The organism is Streptomyces sp. NPDC028331 (genome assembly GCF_055565775.1).
On record NZ_JBVHTR010000040.1, the window covers coordinates 1 to 19,662 of the forward strand.

A 19,662-nucleotide genomic window follows, 5' to 3' on the forward strand; every position below is an offset into this window, starting at 1 on the left:
CCTCATGACCCGCCGCCTCACCCACGAAGCCACCACCAACTGGCGTGACAGCTAAGCCAAATGAAACAGACAACCGAGAACCAAACGCTCACTTAGAATGCTACCGTGCTGGATCGGTGGTGGTTTTTCTGACCTCTCGTCACCTGCCATCATCACTGCTCATCCCTACCGTGCTGGATTCGTGTTGGGAAGGATGAGAGCGCCGGTGCTGAGGCGTGCACTGGGCAGAACCTGGCCCGCGGTTGAGAAGCGTCTCGTGGCCCGTATCCACTTTCGTTCGCGCGACGAGGGTCACGATCGGTTGGCCCAGGCCACCCAGCACGACAAATATTTCATTCCCTGTTGCGTCAGTTGTCCTGGCCCGTAGGAGGCGGGGTAGGCGTGGGCGGCGGCGGAGGGAACGTGTCCGCTTCGCCGCCCGACAGTTGTTCCATCCGCCCGGTTCTGATCATTGTTCGGCGTTCCAGCAACGTGCGGTAAGCGGCCTCGATGGCGATCTGGGCGATCCGGTCCGGGTGCACGACATGGCGGTTGCGCAGCCAGGTTTCCAGCCGCTTGGCGCCGATACGGCGGATGGCGGCGGGGGTCTGGTAGCCGGTCAGCAAGGTGAGCGGGCCGGTGTTGGTCAGGTCCAAGGCGTGACAGCAGCCGCTCGTAAGGTCACCCAGCGCCCCCTGCACGACCTCGGCTGAGAGCCTCGACGACAGACAGCTCAGGGTCCCGGCGTCCAGAAGGACGCCGGGACCCTGCGTGCTCACACCGGATGGCTACTTCATGGCTGCCAGGGCCCCGTCGACGCCCGCGGTGGGGGAGCCGAGGCCGGTGACGGTGTCGTAGCCGGGGCCGGCTGTGCACTCCGCGCCGCATCGGCCGTTGGAGCCGGCGGTGATGTCTCGCAGGTAGCTGCTGCCGAGCGCGTAGACATCGGTGTGCGCCGTGTCGCCGTCCGGACCGTCGGAAGCCAGGTGCGGCTTGCCGGCGGTGGCCCGGAGCTGGTCGGCCGAGGCGATGATCGCACCCCAGATCGGGGCGGACAGGCTGGTGCCGCCCACCTTGAACCACATGGAGTGGGAGGCGCCGCCGTACGTCATCGTCAGGTAGACCGGCACGCCGGTGGCGGGGTCGGCCACGAAGCTGACATCCGGTGTGGCCCTGAGTGGCGAGGGCTGCACGCCGTCCTGGTAGGCCGGGCGCGGCTCGAAGTAGCTCAGGCCGCCGCCGGTGGACCTCCACGCCGTCTCGTCGATGGTGTTGCCGTCGGCGTCCAGTCGGAGGTTGGTGCCGCCGATGGCCAGGGCGTAGGGGTTGGTGGCGGAGTAGCTGCCGGGGTAGCCGAAGTCTCCGGTGGACTGGACGCAGACCGAGTCGGCCAGCTTGCAGTGGCCGTCGTAGAAGGCTTCCTCGGAGAACTCGCCGGCGCCCCAGCTGTTGCTGACGGCGGCCGGGTGCAGCGCCGCGGCCGCGTCCTGGGCCCGGGACAGCGCTGCCATGGTCGGATCCTTGGCCTCGACCAGGACGATCTTGGCGTGCGGGGCCGCCGAGTGCGCCCACTCGATGTCCAGCGCCGCCTCCTCGTTCCAGCCGGTGTCCACGTCCGGCTGGGTACCGTCCGCGTAGACCTGCTGGAAGTCGAAGCAGTCCTCTCCCGTGCCGGCCGTATCGCAGGTCTGCGGCAGGTTGAAGTGCGCGGCGAAGTGGTTCAGGTCCGCCTTCGCCGTCGGGTAGTGGTACGCGTCGACGATCGCGATCGTCTGGCCCGTGCCGTCACCCTTGAGGCCCAGCCGTGCCTGGATCTGCTGCGGGGTGTAGCCGGGGGCGACCTCCTGGGCGTTGTCCTGGCCCGCGCTCAGCCTCTTGGCTGCCGGAGTCTTCGACTGGATCTCGATGGGGACCGAGGCGGTGCCGATCGGCATGCCGAGGTCCTTCAGCGGGCTCGCGCTGTGCATCCGGTCGCCGTTGAACTGACCCGCCTTGGCGGCGGTCTGCGGGGCCGCGGCCGACGTGTCGCCGTTCGGAGGAGTCGGAATCCGGGTGGGCTCGTCCTCGGAGAGCTTGTAGGTGGTCAGGCCGTGCGGGAAGTAGTCGATGTCGTTGACGGCGTCACCGATCGACTGCGCCGCGATGTTCAGAGCCCGCCAGTCGAGCGCGAGACCGATCAAGTCGTCGCCGGGGCCGTCGCCCAGCGCCGCTGTTTTCACCTGGCTCGCCCCCAGGGCGAAGTCCGTCGCGCTCTCGCGAAGGAAGCCGTCGTTGTCCGCGAAGGGAGTGTCGTAGGACCACAGGTTCTGGTAGGCACCGACGAACGCCTCGGTTCCGCCGACGGATCTGGCGAACACTGCGGAGTGGAAGCCGAAGAAGGTGGGTACGTCGTAGGGCTCACCGCCGTTCGCCGGGTACACGAAGTCGTTGAACTCGCGCATCTCGACCAGGCCGGTCTTCTTGGACGCGACGAAGCCCTGCGACGTTCCGGGGCTGTCGTAGTTCTTGATCACCGCGCCGGAGCGCGCATCGAGGATCTGGACCAGGTGGCGGTAGTTCCTGAAATCGCCGGTGTAGGCGAAGGCGACACCGTGCCCGTTGGCGCCCGGGATGTTCGGGTCGGCCAGGGCGGGGTTGGTCGGCACGATCGCGACGGCATCAGAGCCGGTCGGGGTCTCGGTCCAGTTCGGGATGCCGGTGGCGGCGTCCAGGCTGACCGCCGTCGGCGCCGGGTCGGTGGCCTGCGTGGGCAGGCCGATGCCGTGGTGTGTGCCGCCGTACTCGAAGAACAGGTGTCCGGCGCCGTCCGTGGTGACGCTGGAGAAGACCAGGCTCTTGCCCGCCGTGCCCTTGGGCCGGTACGTCCACAGCTTCTTGCCCTGCGCGGTGTACGCGGTCAGGCTGCTGTCCGGGACGACGATCTCGGATCCGCCGCGGCCGTCGCCCACGACCGTGAGCGAAGCGGCATAGCCGCCGGTGTGCACGTTCGCGCGTACCTCACCGCTGTGCGTGTCCAGTACGGCGAAGCCGTGGTCGGTCGCGGCCACCACCGAGGCGCCGGTCGCGTCCTTGCCCGGGTTCGGCAGGAGGCGCAGGGCGTGCACCGAGCTGTCGACGGTGGCCCGCCACAGAACGGTCGGCGCCGCCTTCTTCAGGGTTCTGCCGTCGACGGCGAAGACACCACGGCTCTGGCCGGCGACGACCAGGTCCTTGCTCCCGTCCCGGTTCACGTCCGTGGCGACGGCCGTGTACGGGTCGCCGGCCAGGGGCATGGCGTGCGACGCACCGCTGTGGGGGTTGACCGTGTAGGCGGTGTCGTCATAGCCGACGGTGAGGAGTCCGCCCTGGTACCGGGTGATCGTGTCGCCGGAGACGGCGCCCTCCTGTCGCCAGTCGAGGTGACCGCTCGCGGCGTTCAGTCCGATGAGCTGGGTGTGCTCGGGACCCGCGGGGGCGGCGGCGGTGGCGGTCGTCGGGTCGGACAGCGAGGCGAACACCTCGCTGCCCTTCGCGTCGGAGGCCAGCTCCATGGTCGGGGCGTTCGGTCCGCCGATTGTGGATGCCGTCGAGTACGACCAGAGGGTGTGGCCCTGAGCGTCCCAGCCGGAGATGGTGCTCTGTCCGTCGGACATGTCGGCGTCGATGCCAAGCTCCGCGACAGCGAACCGTGGCCGGCCGTCTTTGGCGTTCGGCAGGACGTGGAAGGCCTCCGGCACGGTGCCCTCACGAGAGGCGAGCACCGCACGCTCACCGCTGTGCGTGTCGATCGCGGTCAGGTCCCAGCGCACCTTGTCGAACGGGTCGTTCTGCTCGACCACCAGAACACGGTCCGCGCCCGGATCCTTCACCAGCATGCGCGGGTAGCCGGGAGTCTTGGTGTGCGCCATGACGCTGCCGTCGGAGGTCTCGAGCACCAGCACGTTGCCGTCCGCCGGGCGCGGGCTTCCCAGGTCCATCGGGGTGTCGGACCACGACGCGGCGATCCGGCCGCTTCCCATCGACGTCAGAGCGCCCCAGTACGCCCAGGGCGCGTGCGTCGAGTAGGTCCAGTCGGCGGTTCCGGTGAGCTTGCCGTCACCGGCGTGGCCGAAACTGTAGGCGGTCAGATTGCTGCGGCTGTCGCCCTGTTCGGGTACCGGATCGCCGCCCCAGTCCGGGCCGACCGTGTTGGCGACGATCAGCTTGCCGTCCTGGAACAGCATGGTGCCGACGTAGCCGGGAACCAGCTTGCTCCACGCCGTCTTCCCGCTACGGCCGTCCAGGACGGTGACGAAGGTGCCGTAGTCCACCTTCGAACCGGGTGAGGAGAACGGCCGGAACGGCCAGTCGCCCACCGCGTAGGCGACGGCGACGTCCTGGACGCCGTCGCCGTTGAAGTCGCCCGTCACGTACGGCTGCTTGCCGGTGGCCGACATCTGGTACGGGTTGTAGCCGGCGTAGAGGTTCGGCAGATACGGGTACGGCTGGAACCAGTTGTCGGGGGTCACCTGCCAGTCCTTGTACAAGGAGGTGGCTCCGCGGCTCCACACCTGCCTGCCCTGGGCGTCGTACCGGGCGACGGTCCCGCCGCTGAAGACGCCCACCCAGTCCTTGGTGCCGCCGAGCGCCAGGCTCTCGGCGAAGCCACGGGCTGTCTCCCACCGACCGGTCCGCTGGAAACCCGGGGCGACGGACGAGGACGGGGTGTCCGTGTGCTCGCCCGGGCCGGCCATCACGCTCGGCTTCGTGCCCGGCAGCACCGGGGCGGCAGCCGCGGGCCCCTCCTGGGCGGCGACCTGCCCGGGCGTGCCGTCGATCCGGGGTTCGTACCGCCTGCTGAGCCTCTCGATCGCGGCGGCGGTCAGCCGGACGCTCTTCGCGCCCTGCTGAGGGACCGCCTGAGCCGACGGTGTGACCAGCAGGCCGGCGGCGAGCCCCAGCACGGTGGCGACCATGCCGGAGCGTATGCCCTTTCCACGCATTCTCAAGTGACCACGCGCCTCTCGGGTGGGAGCAGGGCGGTTGTGTCGAAGAAGCACTGGTGAACCGCCCTGCAGGGGATGCCGGTACTGTTCCAGCGCACCCGGCTCACCGGGAGACGAACGGCTGGCCGATACCGGTCAGCAGCCGGTAGCGGCCAGGCGCCGCCTCGGCCGGGACATACATGAGGAGGCGAACCTGTGCTGGAGTCCCTGGGTCTGGACGATGCGACCGAGCGCACCTACCGCCATCTGCTGGCTTCGCCGCCACTGACCGCGACCGAAATGGCCAGGCATCAGTCCTGCGGCACGGCACAGGCCCGCCGCATGCTCGACGACCTGGTCGCGGCGGGCCTCGCGGTCCCCTCGGCGGGACGACCCACCCGCTACGCCCCGCTGGATCCGCGCATCGGCCTGGCCGCTCTGATCCGCGCCCGCCGTCTGGAGCTGGAGCGCGCGGAGGCCGCGCTGGACGCCTACGGCGCCGAGTTCAACGAGCGCAAACTGAGCTCCGACCCGAGTCGGCTGGTGGAGATCATCGAGGGGCCGACAGCGATCAACGACTGGCTGACCGAGCTGATGGCGGCCGCCGAGCACGAGGTACTGTGCTTCGACACCCCGCCCTATCTGTCGGCTGACGCGAGTGCGTTGCAGTTCGAGGAGGACCTGCTGGCCCGAGGCGTGCGGGCGCGGGCTGTCTATTCGAGCCAGGTGCTGGCCGTCCCCGAGCGCGCGGAACTGCTCCAGCACCTCGTGTCACTCGGAGAGCAGGCCCGGGTGTTGCCCCATGTGCCGTTGAAGCTGCTGGTCTTCGACCGCCGCGATGCCCTGGTTCCGCTCACCGCGGGCGCGGACGGCCTGCGCACCACGGCCGCCCTGGTCCACCGGTCACCGCTGTGCGACGCACTGGTCGACCTCTTCGAGGCGAGTTGGCAGCAGGCCACGCCCGTCTTCGGCAGCGAGGCCCGGGAGACGGACGACCATCCCGACCTCAGCGAGGCGGAGCGTGCTCTGCTCCACTTGCTCCACGCCGGACTGAAGGACGAGACCATAGCCCGCCAACTCGGCCTCAGCGAACGCACCTTGCGCCGCCGGATCACCGACCTGACCGTCCGCCTCGGGGCGACGAGCCGGTTCCAGGCGGGCGCGCAGGCAGTTCGCCGCGGGTGGCTCTGATCCCCGTCCGGGATGGTTGACAGCGCCGGGAGCGCCCGGTAGAGGGCGGCCAGGGCCTCGCACACGGCGGGTGCCGTGCTGCGGCCACCGCCGCAGACCTACGCGTGCACGGCGAGGTGCATGTTGCCGCCGTGATCTCCCCGCTCGGGAAGATCCTGGGAACGGAGTCCTTTCCCGCGACGGCGGCCGGCTACCGACAGTTGCTCGTGTGGGCCCGCAAGCGGGGTACGGTGCGCCGGGCCGGTGTGGAGGGCACCGGCACCTTCGGCGCGGGCCTGTCCCGCTACCTGCTGGCCCGGCAGATTCAGGTCTTCGAAGTGAACCAGCCCGACCGCTCGGCCCGCCGACTGCTCGGGAAGTCGGACCCGCTCGACGCTCAGGCCGCCGCGTGGGCCGTGCTCAGCGGTCGCGCCCGGGCCCGGGCCAAGTCTGGCGACGGACCGGCGCACAGCGCCCGGATCTTCAAGCTGGCCAAGGACTCCGCGGTCAAGGCCGGTACCCAGGCGATCAACCAGCTCAAAGCCGTTCTGGTTATCGCCGATCCCGCACTGCGGGAACGACTGTCCAGCCTGGGCAACCGCGAGCTGTTCCGCACCTGCGCACGCCTCGGCCCAGGCGCCGGCGAGGACGGCGAGAACGTGGTGGCTCAGGCCACCCACATGACCCTGAGAATGCTCGCTGAGCGCATCGAACAGCTCACTGGGCAGATCGATGAGCTGAACCAACGCCTGACCCGGCTCGTCGAACACCACGCCCCACAACTACTCGAACCGGTGGGCATCGGCCCGGACAGCGCCGTCACCCTGCTGATCACCATGGGGGACAATCCCGAGCGGCTGAACACCGAGGCGTCCTTTGCTGCCCTTTGCGGAGTCAGTCCGATCGAGTACTCCTCCGGCCGTCGGAGCACACGCCGGCTCAACTACGGCGGCGACCGCCAGGCCAACGCCGCCCTGCACCGCATCGTGTTCACCCGCCTGCGCCACGACCCGCGCACCCAGGCGTACTTCGCACGCCGCACCCGGGAGGGCAAGACCCGACGCGAGATCATCCGATGCCTCAAGCGATATGCCGCCCGGGAGGTATTCAACCTGGTCAGACCGGTTTCCCGCACCCCCGTGTTATAGGGGCGTCCGTGAGACGTGAGAGGGTCTGGGGCGTGAGTGAGACACCCCCGAACACCCTGCAATACCGCTTCGACGGGCCAGAAGACGCTCCGGTCCTGATCCTGGGTCCCTCACTGGGTACCACGTGGCACAGGTTGTAGAGACCGTCTGTCGGCGTCCAGGTCAGTCCAAGGTGACCGCACAATTCCAGGTCAGAGCGTTTTGGTCCGCGTGAGTCGACGCAGTCGGTGACAGGTGTGTGATAGCGGTGTTCGACGAGAAGCCTCGCCGGTGCGGTCCGACGGGGCTTCTCAAACAGGTGCGTGCAACGTCCGCCGAGGGCACCGTTGTGCCCGGCTTCTCCCCTCCTGAGCACCCGAAGCAAGGAGGGGGCGACGCCGCCGCTCTGACGGCCGAGGCACAGCCTGTCACCCAGGGACTCTCCGCGCCCAAGCGGGAGGCACTCTTCGCTTCTGCAAACTCATCGGCCTTTGAGGAGTGTCTACGGCACGGCATGTCTCTCCGAGGCCGGGCGGATCGCGAACCGCGCCCACGCGACCAACCGAGCGTCGGTGAACTCGGTGCGTGGTCGTGCGGCCGACGTACTGGAAGCGGTCGCGTCCACGTCACACCAGATCCCTTCCACCAAGAAGGGCAGGCGTGCGGGTCTCACGCGAACCCGTCTCCTCGTCATCGACCAGGGGGAGGTAACGCTCCGCGACCGCTCCGCAAGATGAGGTCCACGCCTGTAGTTGCCCACGTCATGGTTCAGGACGGCATCCGCAGGGCGAGCAGGGCCACGTCATCGGTGTTGCCGGGTGGCATGCGGCCGAGTAGCTGATCGCACAGGGTGTCGAGCGGTTCGTGGGCGAGAGCGAGGGCGTGGTGGCGCAGACGGGTGAGGCCGGTGTCGAGGTCGCTGCCGGGGATTTCGATCAGGCCGTCGGTGTAGAGCAGCAGGGTGGAACCCGGCGGCAGCGACTGCGCGGCGTTCGGTCGGCTGCCGACGGTGCTCGAACCGGCGCCAAGGAGGAGCCCCTGCCCGGCTTCGAGGTACTGCGCCTGTCCGCCCTGGGCCAGCAGGAGGGGCGGCGGATGCCCGGCGCTGGTCCACCGCAGCGTCCATGGGCCGGTGTGCGGGCTGCCTTCGAGCAGGGCGAGGACGAGGGTGGCCATGGGGACGGTGGTGATGGCGGGCAGGGCGTCGTCGAGGCGGTCCACGACAGCGCCGGGTGGGCCGGCGCGGTCCCAGGCCAGTGACCGCAGGATGCCGTGCAGTTGTGCCATGCCGGCCGCGGCGGTGAGATCGTGACCCAGGACGTCGCCGATGACCAGCGCGAGCGTGCCGTCCTTCAGCTCGAAGGCGTCGTACCAGTCGCCACCGACCTGGGAGCCGGCCGGGGCGGGCTGGTAGCGGGCGGCCAGTTGCAGGCGGCCGAGCCGGGGCAGCGGGGCGAGCAGGTTGCGCTGCATGGCCTCGGCGACGGCACGCTGGCGGCCGAACCGGCGGGCGTTGTCGATGACCAGGCCGACCCGGCGGCCGATGTCGCCCACCACTTTCAGATCGTCGGTGTCGAAGGGGGTCTCCGGGGCGGTGCGCACCAGCGTCAGGGCGCCGGTGACCTGACGGGCGGAGCCCAGCGGCACGGTGAGGGCGGATGTCGCGCCCACCGCCCGCAGGAAGCCGCTGTGGACGGCGGCCAGGGCAGAGCCGGCCGACTCGGTGACGTCTGCTTCGCGCTGCAGAACGGGATCACCGCCGTTCAATACCTGGACGAGCGGAGAGTGGGCTCTTCCCACCTCCGTCTGGGGCAGGCGCTCGCGCCAGTCCTCCTGCGCGGCGTGGCGGCCCCCCGGGCCCGTCACCGCCACACGGTGGACCTGTCCGGTACCGACCCGCAGGTCTACCGCCGCCCAGTCGGCCAGGCGGGGAACCAGCAGGCGGCCCAGCCGGGCGAGGGCCTCGTCGATCTCGAGTGTCTGACCCAGCACGTCGGTGATCTCCGCCACCAGCGTCAGCCGCTCGGTGCGGTCCTCCAGAGCCCGCGTGTAGGCCGCACGCTCCCGGCGCGTGCTGCGGTTGCCGGCGGCGTCGGTCAACAGCACGGCCACGCCCTGGAAGGCGCTGTCGTCCCTCAGAGGGGAAGCGGACCAGGAGATCGCGGTCAGACGGCCGTCACCGCGCAGACAGATCTCACCCCCCCCCGTGCCTCGGCTCTCTCGGCCAGGGACCGCAGTAGTGGGCACTGCTCCCGGGGCACCGGGCCGCCGGCCGCGTCCCGGTGCAGCAGGTCGTGTGCGTCCTCGCCCCGCATGGCGGCGGCGGCACGGCCCAGCAGGCGCTCGGCAGCCGGGTTGGCCGCGAGAATCCGTCCAGTGGGGTCCACCACGATGAGAGCTGTGCCCAGCCGTCGGACGACCTGCCGCCAGAAATCCGGCTCGGCCACCGACCGGCACCGCCCCTCATCTCCCATGTCCTCCACCATGCCGCCTTTCCAGCCATGCAAACCCTCGCCGGAAACCGCGGACGCGTTGGCAGGCCGACACACCAGCGGATCGACGACTGCGGAGTTGACAACGATCGGTACGACCTGCATCAACGCTATGCCCGAGCGGCAGGGAACGGGCTCGTCTCGACCGGTCCAAGTAGTCTTCGTCGTTAGTCCTTCGGGGGTTGATCATGCGGCGCGTCGGGGCAAGCATTCTTCTGGGCGATCGGCGGCGTGTCGGTCGAGCCTGGCCAGCAGATCGTCCAGGTTGGAGGTGGTGAACTTCCACTGGAACGGCTGCGCCGTGGCGTACTAGCGGTCTTCGAAGGCTCGGAGCCGGTTCCCGACTTGGCAAAGGTCGGTGAAGTCGTTGGGCGAGAGGGCCTTGCGCTGTACGGCGGAGAAATAGACCTCGACTTAGTTCAGCCAAGAGGCGCGCACGGGGGTGTGGACCAGTACCGCGTTCGAGAACCCAGTGGTCAGCCGGGCTGCTGCGGCCTTGCCGCGGTGGGAGGAGCCGTTGTCGACGATCCAGAACACGCGTTTCGCGCTGGCGTAGGGTTCTTGGCTCATGACCTGGGTGACCAGGTTCATGAACGGGCCGATGCCGGTGGTCGGCTCGCAGCGGCCGAACACCTTGGCCTGGTGGACGTCGTAGGCGGCCAGGTAGGCCAGTGCTCCGCCGCGCCCGTAGGTGTGGTTGACCCGCACCGCCCTGGCCTGCCCGGGGGCGAGGGGTGGGGTGACAGCGGCAGCGGGCCTGGATGGAGGTCTTCTCGTCCGCGCTGATCACATACTCGTCTGCGCCGAGCGGCTCGCCGTCCCAGGCGCGGGTGTACAGGTCAAGGACACGGGCTGCCTTGAGCCGGAAGCCGGGGTCGCTGATGAAGATCCAGGACCGGTGTTGCCAGGGTTTGATCGCGTCCTGGACGAGCCAGCGTCGCACTGTGGAAGCGGAGATTGTGTCGACGATGGCGCGGGCGATGACCTCGCGGGCCAGCTCCGAGGCCGACCGGCGGGACAGTGGCGTGCCGCTCTCCGCGGGCAGTTGACAGGCCAGCGCCTTGACCTTGGCCCTCTGTAACGGGGCGAAGGAAGCGGGACGCCCGGAACGCTTGCGGTCGGACAGGGCGGGCAGCCGGTTCCCGGCGAAACGGTCGCGCCAGGTGCGGACGGTCTCCACCTGCAGCCCGGTCTCGCGGGCGATGCGCGCGTTGGAGCGGCCCCGAGCCGCGTACAAGACGACCTGGGCGCGCTGGCGCAGCCGGTGCTCTGTCTTGTGGCCGTAGGCCATCTTCTTCAGCCGCTCACGCTCGGAGGCCGTCAGGACGATCGGGCATGCGGCGGTGCGATGCAACGCGGGAGAGCCGTGCACGAGAAGTGGATGGCGACGGGGTGCAAAGAAGCGCGCCCTTCCTGCGGCGTGCCGCCCTGCACCGTCTCTGTGGTCAGTTGGTGCCGATCAGTGCCGTGCGTGCGGCGGTGAGGATCTCGTCGGAGAGCGGGGTGCCGTTGGTGGCTCGGGACAGGACGAGTGCGCCGAGCATGGTGCACAGCCGGGTGATGCCGTCCTGGTCCTCGGTGGCGAGGAAGTCGGCGAAGTCGCCCACCCCCTGGCTGTAGACGCGGTGGGCCTCGGTCTCTCCGCCGTCGCGGGCCATGTCGGTGGCGAGTGCGGCGGCGGGGCAGCCGTCAGCCGGGCTGTCGCGGTGTTCGACGGAGAGGTAGGCGTCGATCAGCGCCCGCTGGGCGGCGTCGCGCTGCCCGGCGTACTGATCGAGCCCGTCCTTGTGGTGCTGGGCGAGTTCGGCGAACGCGTGGGCGGTGGCTTCGTCGATGAGGGCCGCCTTGGAGGCGAACTGCTTGTAGAAGCCGCCGTGGGTCAGGCCGGCCGACTTCATGAGGTCGGCGACGCTCAGGCGGGTGCCCTCTTCCCGAAGCAGCCGAGAGGCGGTCTCCACGACCCGTCGGCGGTTTTCCTGTGCCTGTGCCTGCGATACGCGGCCCATCGGTCACCCCTCCCAGTTGGATGTCGAGCGAAATCTATTCTAGGCTGAGATTTAGATGACGGATGCAATCTATCGTGCGGTCGTCGCCGTGCTCAACGCTGGGAGTGCTCATGGAACTGAAGGACGCGGTCGCGGTGGTCACCGGCGCCAACCGGGGGCTCGGGCGGCATCTGGCCGCCCAGCTCATGGCGCGCGGGGCCAAGGTGTACGCGGCGGCCCGCCGCCCCGAGACGGTGGACCTGCCCGGGGCCGTCCCGCTGCGGCTCGACCTGACGGACGCGGAGTCGATCCGGGAGGCGGCCCGCACCGCCTCTGACGCGACGCTGCTGGTGAACAACGCCGGCATCTCCACCGGCACGCCGCTGATTGCGGGCGGCTTGGAAGCGGTGCGCCTGGAGATGGAGGTGAACTTCTTCGGCCCGCTCGCCGTGACCCGGGCCTTCGCCCCGGTCATCGAGTCCAACGGTGGCGGCGCCGTGCTCAACGTGCTGTCCGTCCTGTCCTGGCTGCACCCGGCCGGCCTCGGCTCCTACGCCGCGGCGAAGGCCGCCGCCTGGGCGCTGACCGGTGCGGTCCGGGAGGAGCTGGTGCCCCGCGGCATCGCCGTGACGGCGCTGCACGTCGGATACATGGACACCGACATGGCCGCCAGCGTTCCCGCCGAGCAGAAGGCCGACCCGGCCGAGGTCGCCGCCCAGGCTCTGTCAGGCATCGAGACGGGCCTGCCCGAGGTCCTCGCCGACGACGTCACCCGGCACGTGAAGCAGGGCCTGGCCGCCGCGCCGAATGCGGGGTGAGGCGCCCCCGCCGCATCGGCGCGGAGCCCTCTGAACCAGCAGTGCAGACAAGAAAGTACCTCGTACCGGGGCAAGCCTGGAGCGAGCGGAGACCCCGTCCCCCTGCGGGCGGAAAACGGAGATGATGATGAAGGCGTACCTGATCGAGAAGTACGGTGACCAGTCCGCGGTGCGCGCCGCCGAGCTGCCCGATCCGAAGCCGGGCGCCGACGACGTGCTGGTCAAGATCCACGCGGCGAGCGTCAACCCGCTGGACTTCAAGATCCGCGACGGTGCCTTCAAGCGGATCCTCCCGTACCGCCTGCCTCTCATCCTGGGCAACGATCTCGCTGGAGTGGTGGTCAAGGTCGGCTCGGCCGTCACCCGCTTCGCGGTGGGCGACGAGGTCTACGCGCGGCCCGACAAGGACCGCATCGGCACCTTCGCCGAACTCATCGCCGTCCACCAGGACGACCTGGCCCACAAGCCGGCCACCCTCACCATGGCGGAGGCCGCCTCCCTTCCCCTGGTCGCCCTCACCTCATGGCAGGCGCTGGTCGAGAAGGCACGGGTCCGGCCGGGCCAGAAGGTCCTCATCCACGCGGGCTCCGGCGGGGTGGGCACCATCGCCCTCCAACTGGCCAGGCACCTGGGCGCACACGTGGCCACTACCGCGAGCGCGGCCAATACCGCCCTGTCCAAGGAGCTCGGCGCGGACGTCGTCATCGACTACCGCACCCAGGACTTCGAGGACGTCCTGGACGGCTACGACGTCGTCCTGGACACCCTCGGCGGCAAGACCCTGGAGAAGTCCCTGCGCATCCTCAAGCCCGGTGGGAAGGTCATCAGCATCGCCGGGCCCCCCGACGCGGACTTCGCCCGCGAGCTGGGCGCGAACCCGGTCCTGCGCCAGGCGATGAACGCGCTGAGCTTCACGACCCGGCGCCACGCCAAGCGCCAGGGCGTGACGTACTCCTTCCTGTTCATGAAGGCCGACGGCGAGCAGCTGCGCGAGATCACCCGGCTCGTCGACGCCGGGAAGATCCGCCCCGTCGTCGACTGTGTCTTCCCCTTCGAGCAGGGCCGCGAAGCCATGGAGTACGCCGAGAAGGGACGCGCCAAGGCCGGCAAGGTCGTCATCGCGACGGTGTGAGCACCAGCCCCCGCCGCTCCACCGCCAGGCCCCGGGCGGCGAGAGGATCCCACACCCCACCACCCCTACCCTCCACACCCCAGGAACCGATCATGAGCGCACCGCGCAGGTCCCCCACCCCCAGGCCCGCCCCGTCGACGTACAAAGATGCACCGACCCGTTCGGTGTCCGTGCGCGGCGTCGACTTCGTCTACCGCCAGCTCGGCTCGGAAGGAGACGGCGTACCACTGATCCTGCTCCACCACCTGACCGCTGTCCTGGACAACTGGGACCCCCGCGTCGTCGACGGACTCGCCGCCCGGCGCCAGGTGATCGCCTTCGACAACCGCGGAGTCGGCGCGTCGGGCGGCTCCACCCCCGACACCATCGAAGCGATGGCCCGCGACGCAGTGCTGTTCATCCGAGCCCTGGGCTTCGAGCAGGTCGACCTGCTCGGCCTGTCGATGGGCGGCTTCATCGCCCAGGTCATCGCAGCCGAGGAACCGCAGCTGGTGCGCAGGGTCGTCCTCGCGGGCACCGGCCCCGCCGGAGGCCCGGGCATCGACAAGGTCACCGCACTGACCCTCCGGGACATCCTGAAGGGCTTCCTGACCCGCAAGGACCCCAAGCAGTTCCTCTTCTTCACCGACACCGAACACGGCCGACGCGAAGCACGCGCCTTCCTCAAACGGCTGAAGGAACGCACCAGCGACCGCGACAGGGCCATCTCGCTGACGTCGTTCCGCGCCCAGCTCAAGGCCATCCACCGATGGGGCCTGCAGGCGCCCGCGGACCTGTCGCGCATCCACCAGCCAGTCCTGGTGGCCAACGGCGAGAGCGACCGGATGGTGCCGAGCGAGAACACCCTCGACCTCGCCGCACGCCTGCCCCGGAGCGAACTCGTCCCCCTCTACCCGGACGCCGGACACGGCGGGATCTTCCAGTTCCACAACGAGTTCGTGGCCAGAGCCCTCGCATTCCTCGAAGCACAGCCCGTCGCCTGACTCCTGACGCCACATCCCTCCGCCGCCTCGGCCCCAGGCGCGCCCGGGACAAGGCGGGCCCGGGCGAGCCAGCCTCCCCCGATCAGACGCCTCCTGTACGCCGGCATTCCCATCGGCACCCGAGAATGCCCTCGGCATCGCATGCCAGATCCGCCCCGTCACCTGGCCACAAGCCCGCCGACGCCCAGCCGCGAAGTCAACCCCCGAAAGACTTACGACGCAGACCACTGAGTCGTACTGCCCAGAAGTACGCTGGAGTTACCGAGGACCCTTCGAACATCGGCCTTCATGTCTGTGTAGTTCTCGGTGATCCAATACGCCGGGCCGCTTCCGGTCGGCCCGAGGCAGGGTTCGCGTCATGACTGCGACCATCTCCCGCCCGGCTTCACCCGAAGGCGGGTTCGCCCCGTCCTTCGCCTCACGCTCGCTCCCACCGGTTCCGCACCGGCCCTGCTGCACCGCCTGGTGGCCGCGCTCGCGCGACCGCGTTAGCAGCCACCTCAAGGGGAGCCGTGAGGCGGCGCAGCCCCGCCGGGAAGCCGACGGGGCTGTTCCGGCAATTGCGTTTCACCGGATCACTGCAGCCGGGCACCGGGACAGGGCTCTGGAGTACGCCGCCGGCGCCGGTGCGTCATGCTGGGGCGCTGCCGATACGGGCTCGCCGCAGTGGCGCTCCTGCTCGGTGGAGACTGGCGAGTGCTTGCCGGTAGGAGGCGATCAGTCCGGTTTCCAGATAGTCGACTCCCAGGTCCTGGCAGTAGTGGCGGACGATGGGCCGGGCCCTGCGCAGGTGGGGGCTGGGCATGTTGGGGAACAGGTGGTGTTCGATCTGGTGGTTCAGGCCTCCCAGGGCGCGGTCGGTGAACCAGCTGCCGCGTACGTTGCGTGCGGTGAGGACCTGCCGGCGCAGGAAGTCGGGGCGGTCGTTGCCGGTCAGGGTCGGCATGCCCTTGTGGTTGGGGGCGAAGAGGCAGCCGAGGTAGAGGCCGAACAGGCCCTGGTTGACGGCCAGGAACGCGATCGCCATGCCGGGTGGGAGGACGAGGAACAGTGCGGTCAGGTAGGCGGCGGTGTGCCCGTAGAGCAGCGTGCCGTCCAGGGCGCGGTTCTTCAGGGCGCGGTTGCCCAGTGCTCGCGCGCTGGAGACATGAAGGTTGACCCCTTCGAGCAGGAGCAGGGGAAAGAAGAGGAACGCCTGCCAGCGGCCGATGATCCTCGGCAGTCCGGTCGCGGCGCGGGCCTGGTCCTGGGACCACACCAGCAGGTCCGGGGCGATGTCGGGGTCGAGGTCCTCGTGGTTGGGGTTGGCGTGGTGGCGGGTGTGTTTGTCCTGCCACCATCCGTAGCCCATCCCGATCGCGGCCCCGGCGATGCGGCCGCACGTCTCGCTGGGCCGGCGCCGGCGGAAGACCTGGCGGTGCGCGACGTCGTGGGCGAGCAGAGCCACCTGCCCGAACATCACGGCGAGGAACGCGGCGAGCGCCAGGGTCCACCACCCGGCGCCGATGAGGACGAACGCGCTCCAGCCCCCAGCGTAGGCGACGGCCACGACGATGGACCGGACGGTGTAGTAGCCGGGGCGCCGGTTCATCAGGCCGGCCTCGGCGATCTTCTTCGACAGGCGGGCGAAATCACTGCCACCTGCGGGGGGAGGCGGGCGACGGCGCGGGGTATGCGTGGTCATGGTCTCGGAGTGCCCTTCCCGGCTGACGGGCCGCATCCGGTCGTGCGGTGTACGCCGGATGCGATGCGGCAGCCGGGTACCCACATCCCTGCCTTCGGACCGGCACCCCGGTGCTTGTAGGCCGGAGCCTGCGGATGTCGCCGGGCTTTGACGTCGTGAGATCCTCCCCGGAGGGTGACTGCTGTCGATGAACCTGCCGCGCTGGCAATCGGGGCGAAGCGGCATGGAAGGGATATAAGACACTAGCCTCGGGTCATGGTGACGCGTACCCGGCTGTATCACGACGGCACTCTCGTCCTGGAGGACCTTCCCGTCGGTGACGTCCCTGCGCATCTCGCTGATCCGGCGTCGGTCCTGTGGCTGGACCTGCACCGGCCCGGAGCCGCTGAACTCACCATGCTCGGTCAGGAGTTCGGCATCCACGAACTGGCTCTGGAGGATGCCGCCCAGCGTGGACAGCGGCCGAAGCTCGACCGCTATCGCACCCACGAGTTCCTCAGCGCCTATGCCGTGACCGTCAGCCCGGACGGTGCGCAGCTGACGTACAGCGAGATCGCCGTATTCCTCACCGGCCAGGCCATGATCACCGTCCGCAAGGACGACGGCTTCGACATCGAGGACGTCGTCGCCCGCTGGGACGAGAGCCCGGACCTGGCCGGCCACGGCGTCGGATTCCTGCTGCACGGCCTGCTCGACCATCTCGTGGACGGACACTTCGCCGCCGTCCAGCAACTGGACGACAGCATCGAGGAGCTGGAGGGCCTGCTCTTCGCGGCCGGGCGCCGTGAGATCGAAGCCGTGCAGCGCCGGGTTTTCGCACTGCGCAAATCGCTCATCCGGCTGCGCCGCGTCGTGCTTCCGATGCGCGAGGTGGTCAACGGGCTCATGCGCCCCGGCCTGCACCTGATCACCGACCCTCTCGTCCCGTACTACCAGGACGTCTACGACCACGTGCTGCGTGCCACCGAGTGGACGGAATCACTGCGGGACCTGGTGGCCTCGGTCATGGAGACGAACCTCTCGGTCCAGGCCAACAGCATGAACCTGATCATGAAGAAGGTGACGAGCTGGGCCGCGATCATCGCCGTACCCACCGCGATCACCGGCTACTACGGCCAGAACCTCCCCTATCCCGGTTTCGGCCGCGAGTCGGGATTCGTCACCTCCGCCGCCGTCATCGTGCTCCTGTCCGCATTGCTGTATCTGACGTTCAAGCGCAAGGACTGGCTCTGACCGGCACCGGCACCGGCGACCAGGCCCCGACGGCAGAAAACTGCCTGGTCATCCCGGGCTTTTCGGACCGGTGAGCGGAGTAGTGTGAAGACACCGGGAGTTCTTCGCGCACCGGCTCCGCTGCGGGTGCCGTTCCCGATGATCGACAGCGCCGGGCCGCACCCACGAGCCCGGGGACAGGTCCGCGCCATGGCCGTGACCATTGACCGTAAGACATCGAGCAGAGGTGCGTCGCCGCAGCCGGCCCGGCTGTCCCTGACGCCCGCGCCGGGCGGGCTGGACGGTATGTGGTGGCCTCGCTCCCGTGCCTTCACCCGTGAGCTGCCGTCGTTGACGGCCGCATTGGGTGATCTCTGGGGTCGTATCACGAGTGTCACCGTGCACCCGGCCTACTGGCCCGTCCTGCCGCACTGGGTGTCCTACGCCGGGCGCACCGTGCAGGTGGGCTGGTCCACCGAGGAGCAGGATCCCCACCGACTCACTCTTTTCTCCGCTGACGGCCGCCGGGACGTGCTGGTGATTCCGCCGGAAACCGGTGCGGATGCCGCCGCGCAGTTGATGGTCGGCGACGGCGTCGATGCCTCGGCCCGGGAGCAAGCAGCAGACAGGATCGATGCACGAAACAGGGAAGAAGCCTGGGAGGACGACGGCGGAGCAGGTCGACCGTCGTCCCGGCCCCGGTCCATCGGCTCGGCAGGGCCTTCGCCCGCCGGTCGGCGGAGGTGAGATCCCATGCTCGTCATCGCCGTGGCCGTGCTGCTCGTCCTGATCGCCGTCGGAGTCGTTCTGATCCACCGGCTCAACGGCCAGCACGCCGAACGGATCGCTGCCTTCCACTACAGCGATGTTCTGCCGGGGATCGGGCGTCGGCCCCGGAGACACCGTCGGTCGGTGGACGCGACCGTTCCGACGCGCCCCACCGCGACGGCGACCGCGGATGACATCGGCTTCGGCCCGACCGTGGGCGGTAGAGGAAGGCGCGTCATGGCGATGTTGCGAGACCGAAAGACGTACCGCGAGAGGATCATGCAGGCTCTGTACCAGGCCGCCGAGGGCAATCGCCTCCTGGGTGTCGATGGGGCGAAGCTCCGCACGGACCTGGGTATCCCTGAGCAGGACATGGCCGCTGCCTGTATGTACCTGGCAGGTGAAGGCTGGGTCGTCGTGGACTGGGAGAGGGGCAACACGCCCGGGATGATCACGCTGACGCACCAGGGGATCCGGCAGATGGAGACGGAAGAGGAAGGGCGTGGCTGAACCGCCGCGTCGGCTTCTCGGACCGAAGTGAACCCTCGCAAGGATTGCTTATGGCGGATTAGTCCCTTTGACGTAACCTGGAAAGCGGGTCGGCGCACGCTCACGTGCAATGACCCGGAAGGGCGGCTCCGGCGGGTATACGCCGGAGCCGTTGCCTGTTTCCGCAACCGCGCCTGCGGCGAAGCGCTCGCGGGAGCGTCGTGCGGAGTACCGTGAGGTAGCAGGGTCGTATCGTGGTCGCACGCCGTGCGGTCGCACGCCGTGCGGTCGCACGCCGTGCGGTCGCACGCCGTGCGGTCGCACGCCGTGCGGTCGCACTGCTCTCTGCGGACGGGCGGACACCATGGCAGGCTCAGACACCCCCGACTTCCCCAGGCTCCTGCCGGACGCCGTGCACCGGTCGGTGAAACCCGGGACGGCCCTGCTGCGGCTGGAGACCACACACGCACGCGAGGGAATCCTGGACGGCGCATGGTGGCCACGGTCCCGGGACATCGGTGCCGAGCTTCCCTCGCTGATCTCCGCGTTGACCGAGCATCTCGGGCCCATCACCCGGGTCGGTCTGGACGGCAGTGCCTGGGACGGACTGCCGACCCGGGTGATGGTCGACGACCGGGTCGTGCACATCGACTCCTTCCCGGTCGGTGACGACACCGTCCTCATCACCCGGGGCGACCGGGACCACTTCTCCCTGCTGCTGGTCCCTCCGGACACGTCGCCCGACGCGGCACGCGCCGCGATGGCCAGGGCCGTACGGGCCGACAACGTCACCGAGGCCAGGCAGATCCTCATCGAAACGGGCAGCGACACGCCACCTACGCCGGCCTGACACGTCCGTCGCAGATCGGCTCTCCATCGG

15 protein-coding genes and 2 pseudogenes are annotated in these 19,662 nt (G+C 69.4%); 9 read left to right on the forward strand and 8 right to left on the reverse strand.

Going from position 1 to position 19,662, the window contains the following annotated elements; genetic code table 11:
• Window positions 1-473: 473 nt before the first annotated feature.
• Both ACZ4SW_RS35735 and ACZ4SW_RS35740 read right to left on the reverse strand, forming a co-directional pair.
• A pseudogene (locus tag ACZ4SW_RS35735) lies at window positions 474-641 on the reverse strand (IS110 family transposase); the annotation flags it as partial.
• Between the two features lie 126 nt (window positions 642-767).
• Window positions 768-4,913 (reverse strand): S53 family peptidase, encoded by a 4,146-nt coding sequence (locus ACZ4SW_RS35740; protein ID WP_468253247.1) that lies wholly within the window; start codon window positions 4,911-4,913, stop codon window positions 768-770.
• 225 nt (window positions 4,914-5,138) lie between these two features.
• Here ACZ4SW_RS35740 and ACZ4SW_RS35745 point away from each other — a divergent pair, with 225 nt between their 5' ends.
• Both ACZ4SW_RS35745 and ACZ4SW_RS35750 read left to right on the forward strand, forming a co-directional pair.
• Complete coding sequence (locus ACZ4SW_RS35745; protein WP_468253248.1) at window positions 5,139-6,113, forward strand: TrmB family transcriptional regulator; 975 nt, start codon at window positions 5,139-5,141, stop codon at window positions 6,111-6,113.
• Window positions 6,114-6,217: 104 nt separating this feature from the next.
• A complete protein-coding gene (locus tag ACZ4SW_RS35750) occupies window positions 6,218-7,240 on the forward strand; it encodes an IS110 family RNA-guided transposase (protein ID WP_468253249.1) in 1,023 nt (340 codons plus the stop codon).
• A gap of 747 nt (window positions 7,241-7,987) precedes the next feature.
• Here ACZ4SW_RS35750 and ACZ4SW_RS35755 read toward each other — a convergent pair.
• From ACZ4SW_RS35755 to ACZ4SW_RS35775, 5 genes and pseudogenes are all read right to left on the reverse strand, one after another.
• On the reverse strand, window positions 7,988-9,331 hold the full coding sequence (locus ACZ4SW_RS35755) for a PP2C family protein-serine/threonine phosphatase (protein WP_468253250.1): 1,344 nt from the start codon (window positions 9,329-9,331) through the stop codon (window positions 7,988-7,990).
• A gap of 53 nt (window positions 9,332-9,384) precedes the next feature.
• A complete protein-coding gene (locus tag ACZ4SW_RS35760) occupies window positions 9,385-9,693 on the reverse strand; it encodes a PAS domain-containing protein (RefSeq protein WP_468253251.1) in 309 nt (102 codons plus the stop codon).
• A gap of 432 nt (window positions 9,694-10,125) precedes the next feature.
• Window positions 10,126-10,419 carry a hypothetical protein gene (locus ACZ4SW_RS35765; RefSeq protein WP_468253252.1) on the reverse strand — a complete coding sequence of 98 codons (294 nt, stop codon included), beginning with the start codon at window positions 10,417-10,419 and terminating at the stop codon, window positions 10,126-10,128.
• 232 nt (window positions 10,420-10,651) lie between these two features.
• Window positions 10,652-11,002 (reverse strand): annotated as a pseudogene (locus ACZ4SW_RS35770) (helix-turn-helix domain-containing protein); the annotation flags it as partial.
• 154 nt (window positions 11,003-11,156) lie between these two features.
• On the reverse strand, window positions 11,157-11,717 hold the full coding sequence (locus tag ACZ4SW_RS35775) for a TetR/AcrR family transcriptional regulator (protein WP_468253253.1): 561 nt from the start codon (window positions 11,715-11,717) through the stop codon (window positions 11,157-11,159).
• A 110-nt stretch (window positions 11,718-11,827) separates the two neighbouring features.
• On the opposite strand from ACZ4SW_RS35775, the gene ACZ4SW_RS35780 reads away from it, so the two are divergent.
• From ACZ4SW_RS35780 to ACZ4SW_RS35790, 3 genes are all read left to right on the forward strand, one after another.
• A complete protein-coding gene (locus tag ACZ4SW_RS35780; protein ID WP_030645402.1) occupies window positions 11,828-12,514 on the forward strand; it encodes an SDR family oxidoreductase in 687 nt (228 codons plus the stop codon).
• Window positions 12,515-12,641: 127 nt separating this feature from the next.
• Window positions 12,642-13,646 (forward strand): NADP-dependent oxidoreductase, encoded by a 1,005-nt coding sequence (locus ACZ4SW_RS35785; protein WP_030645400.1) that lies wholly within the window; start codon window positions 12,642-12,644, stop codon window positions 13,644-13,646.
• A gap of 92 nt (window positions 13,647-13,738) precedes the next feature.
• Complete coding sequence (locus tag ACZ4SW_RS35790) at window positions 13,739-14,629, forward strand: alpha/beta fold hydrolase (RefSeq protein ID WP_351092540.1); 891 nt, start codon at window positions 13,739-13,741, stop codon at window positions 14,627-14,629.
• A gap of 631 nt (window positions 14,630-15,260) precedes the next feature.
• On the opposite strand, the gene ACZ4SW_RS35795 is transcribed toward ACZ4SW_RS35790, so the two are convergent.
• Window positions 15,261-16,313 carry a fatty acid desaturase family protein gene (locus tag ACZ4SW_RS35795; protein ID WP_468253254.1) on the reverse strand — a complete coding sequence of 351 codons (1,053 nt, stop codon included), beginning with the start codon at window positions 16,311-16,313 and terminating at the stop codon, window positions 15,261-15,263.
• A 255-nt stretch (window positions 16,314-16,568) separates the two neighbouring features.
• Between ACZ4SW_RS35795 and ACZ4SW_RS35800 the strand changes: the two genes are divergently transcribed.
• The 4 genes from ACZ4SW_RS35800 (at window position 16,569) to ACZ4SW_RS35815 (ending at window position 19,632) form a co-directional block, all read left to right on the forward strand.
• Complete coding sequence (locus tag ACZ4SW_RS35800) at window positions 16,569-17,546, forward strand: magnesium transporter CorA family protein (protein ID WP_468253255.1); 978 nt, start codon at window positions 16,569-16,571, stop codon at window positions 17,544-17,546.
• A 189-nt stretch (window positions 17,547-17,735) separates the two neighbouring features.
• Window positions 17,736-18,272 carry a DUF5994 family protein gene (locus tag ACZ4SW_RS35805; protein WP_468253256.1) on the forward strand — a complete coding sequence of 179 codons (537 nt, stop codon included), beginning with the start codon at window positions 17,736-17,738 and terminating at the stop codon, window positions 18,270-18,272.
• 6 nt (window positions 18,273-18,278) lie between these two features.
• A complete protein-coding gene (locus ACZ4SW_RS35810) occupies window positions 18,279-18,803 on the forward strand; it encodes a hypothetical protein (RefSeq protein ID WP_385842446.1) in 525 nt (174 codons plus the stop codon).
• A 343-nt stretch (window positions 18,804-19,146) separates the two neighbouring features.
• On the forward strand, window positions 19,147-19,632 hold the full coding sequence (locus tag ACZ4SW_RS35815; RefSeq protein WP_468253257.1) for a DUF5994 family protein: 486 nt from the start codon (window positions 19,147-19,149) through the stop codon (window positions 19,630-19,632).
• Window positions 19,633-19,662: the final 30 nt, after the last annotated feature.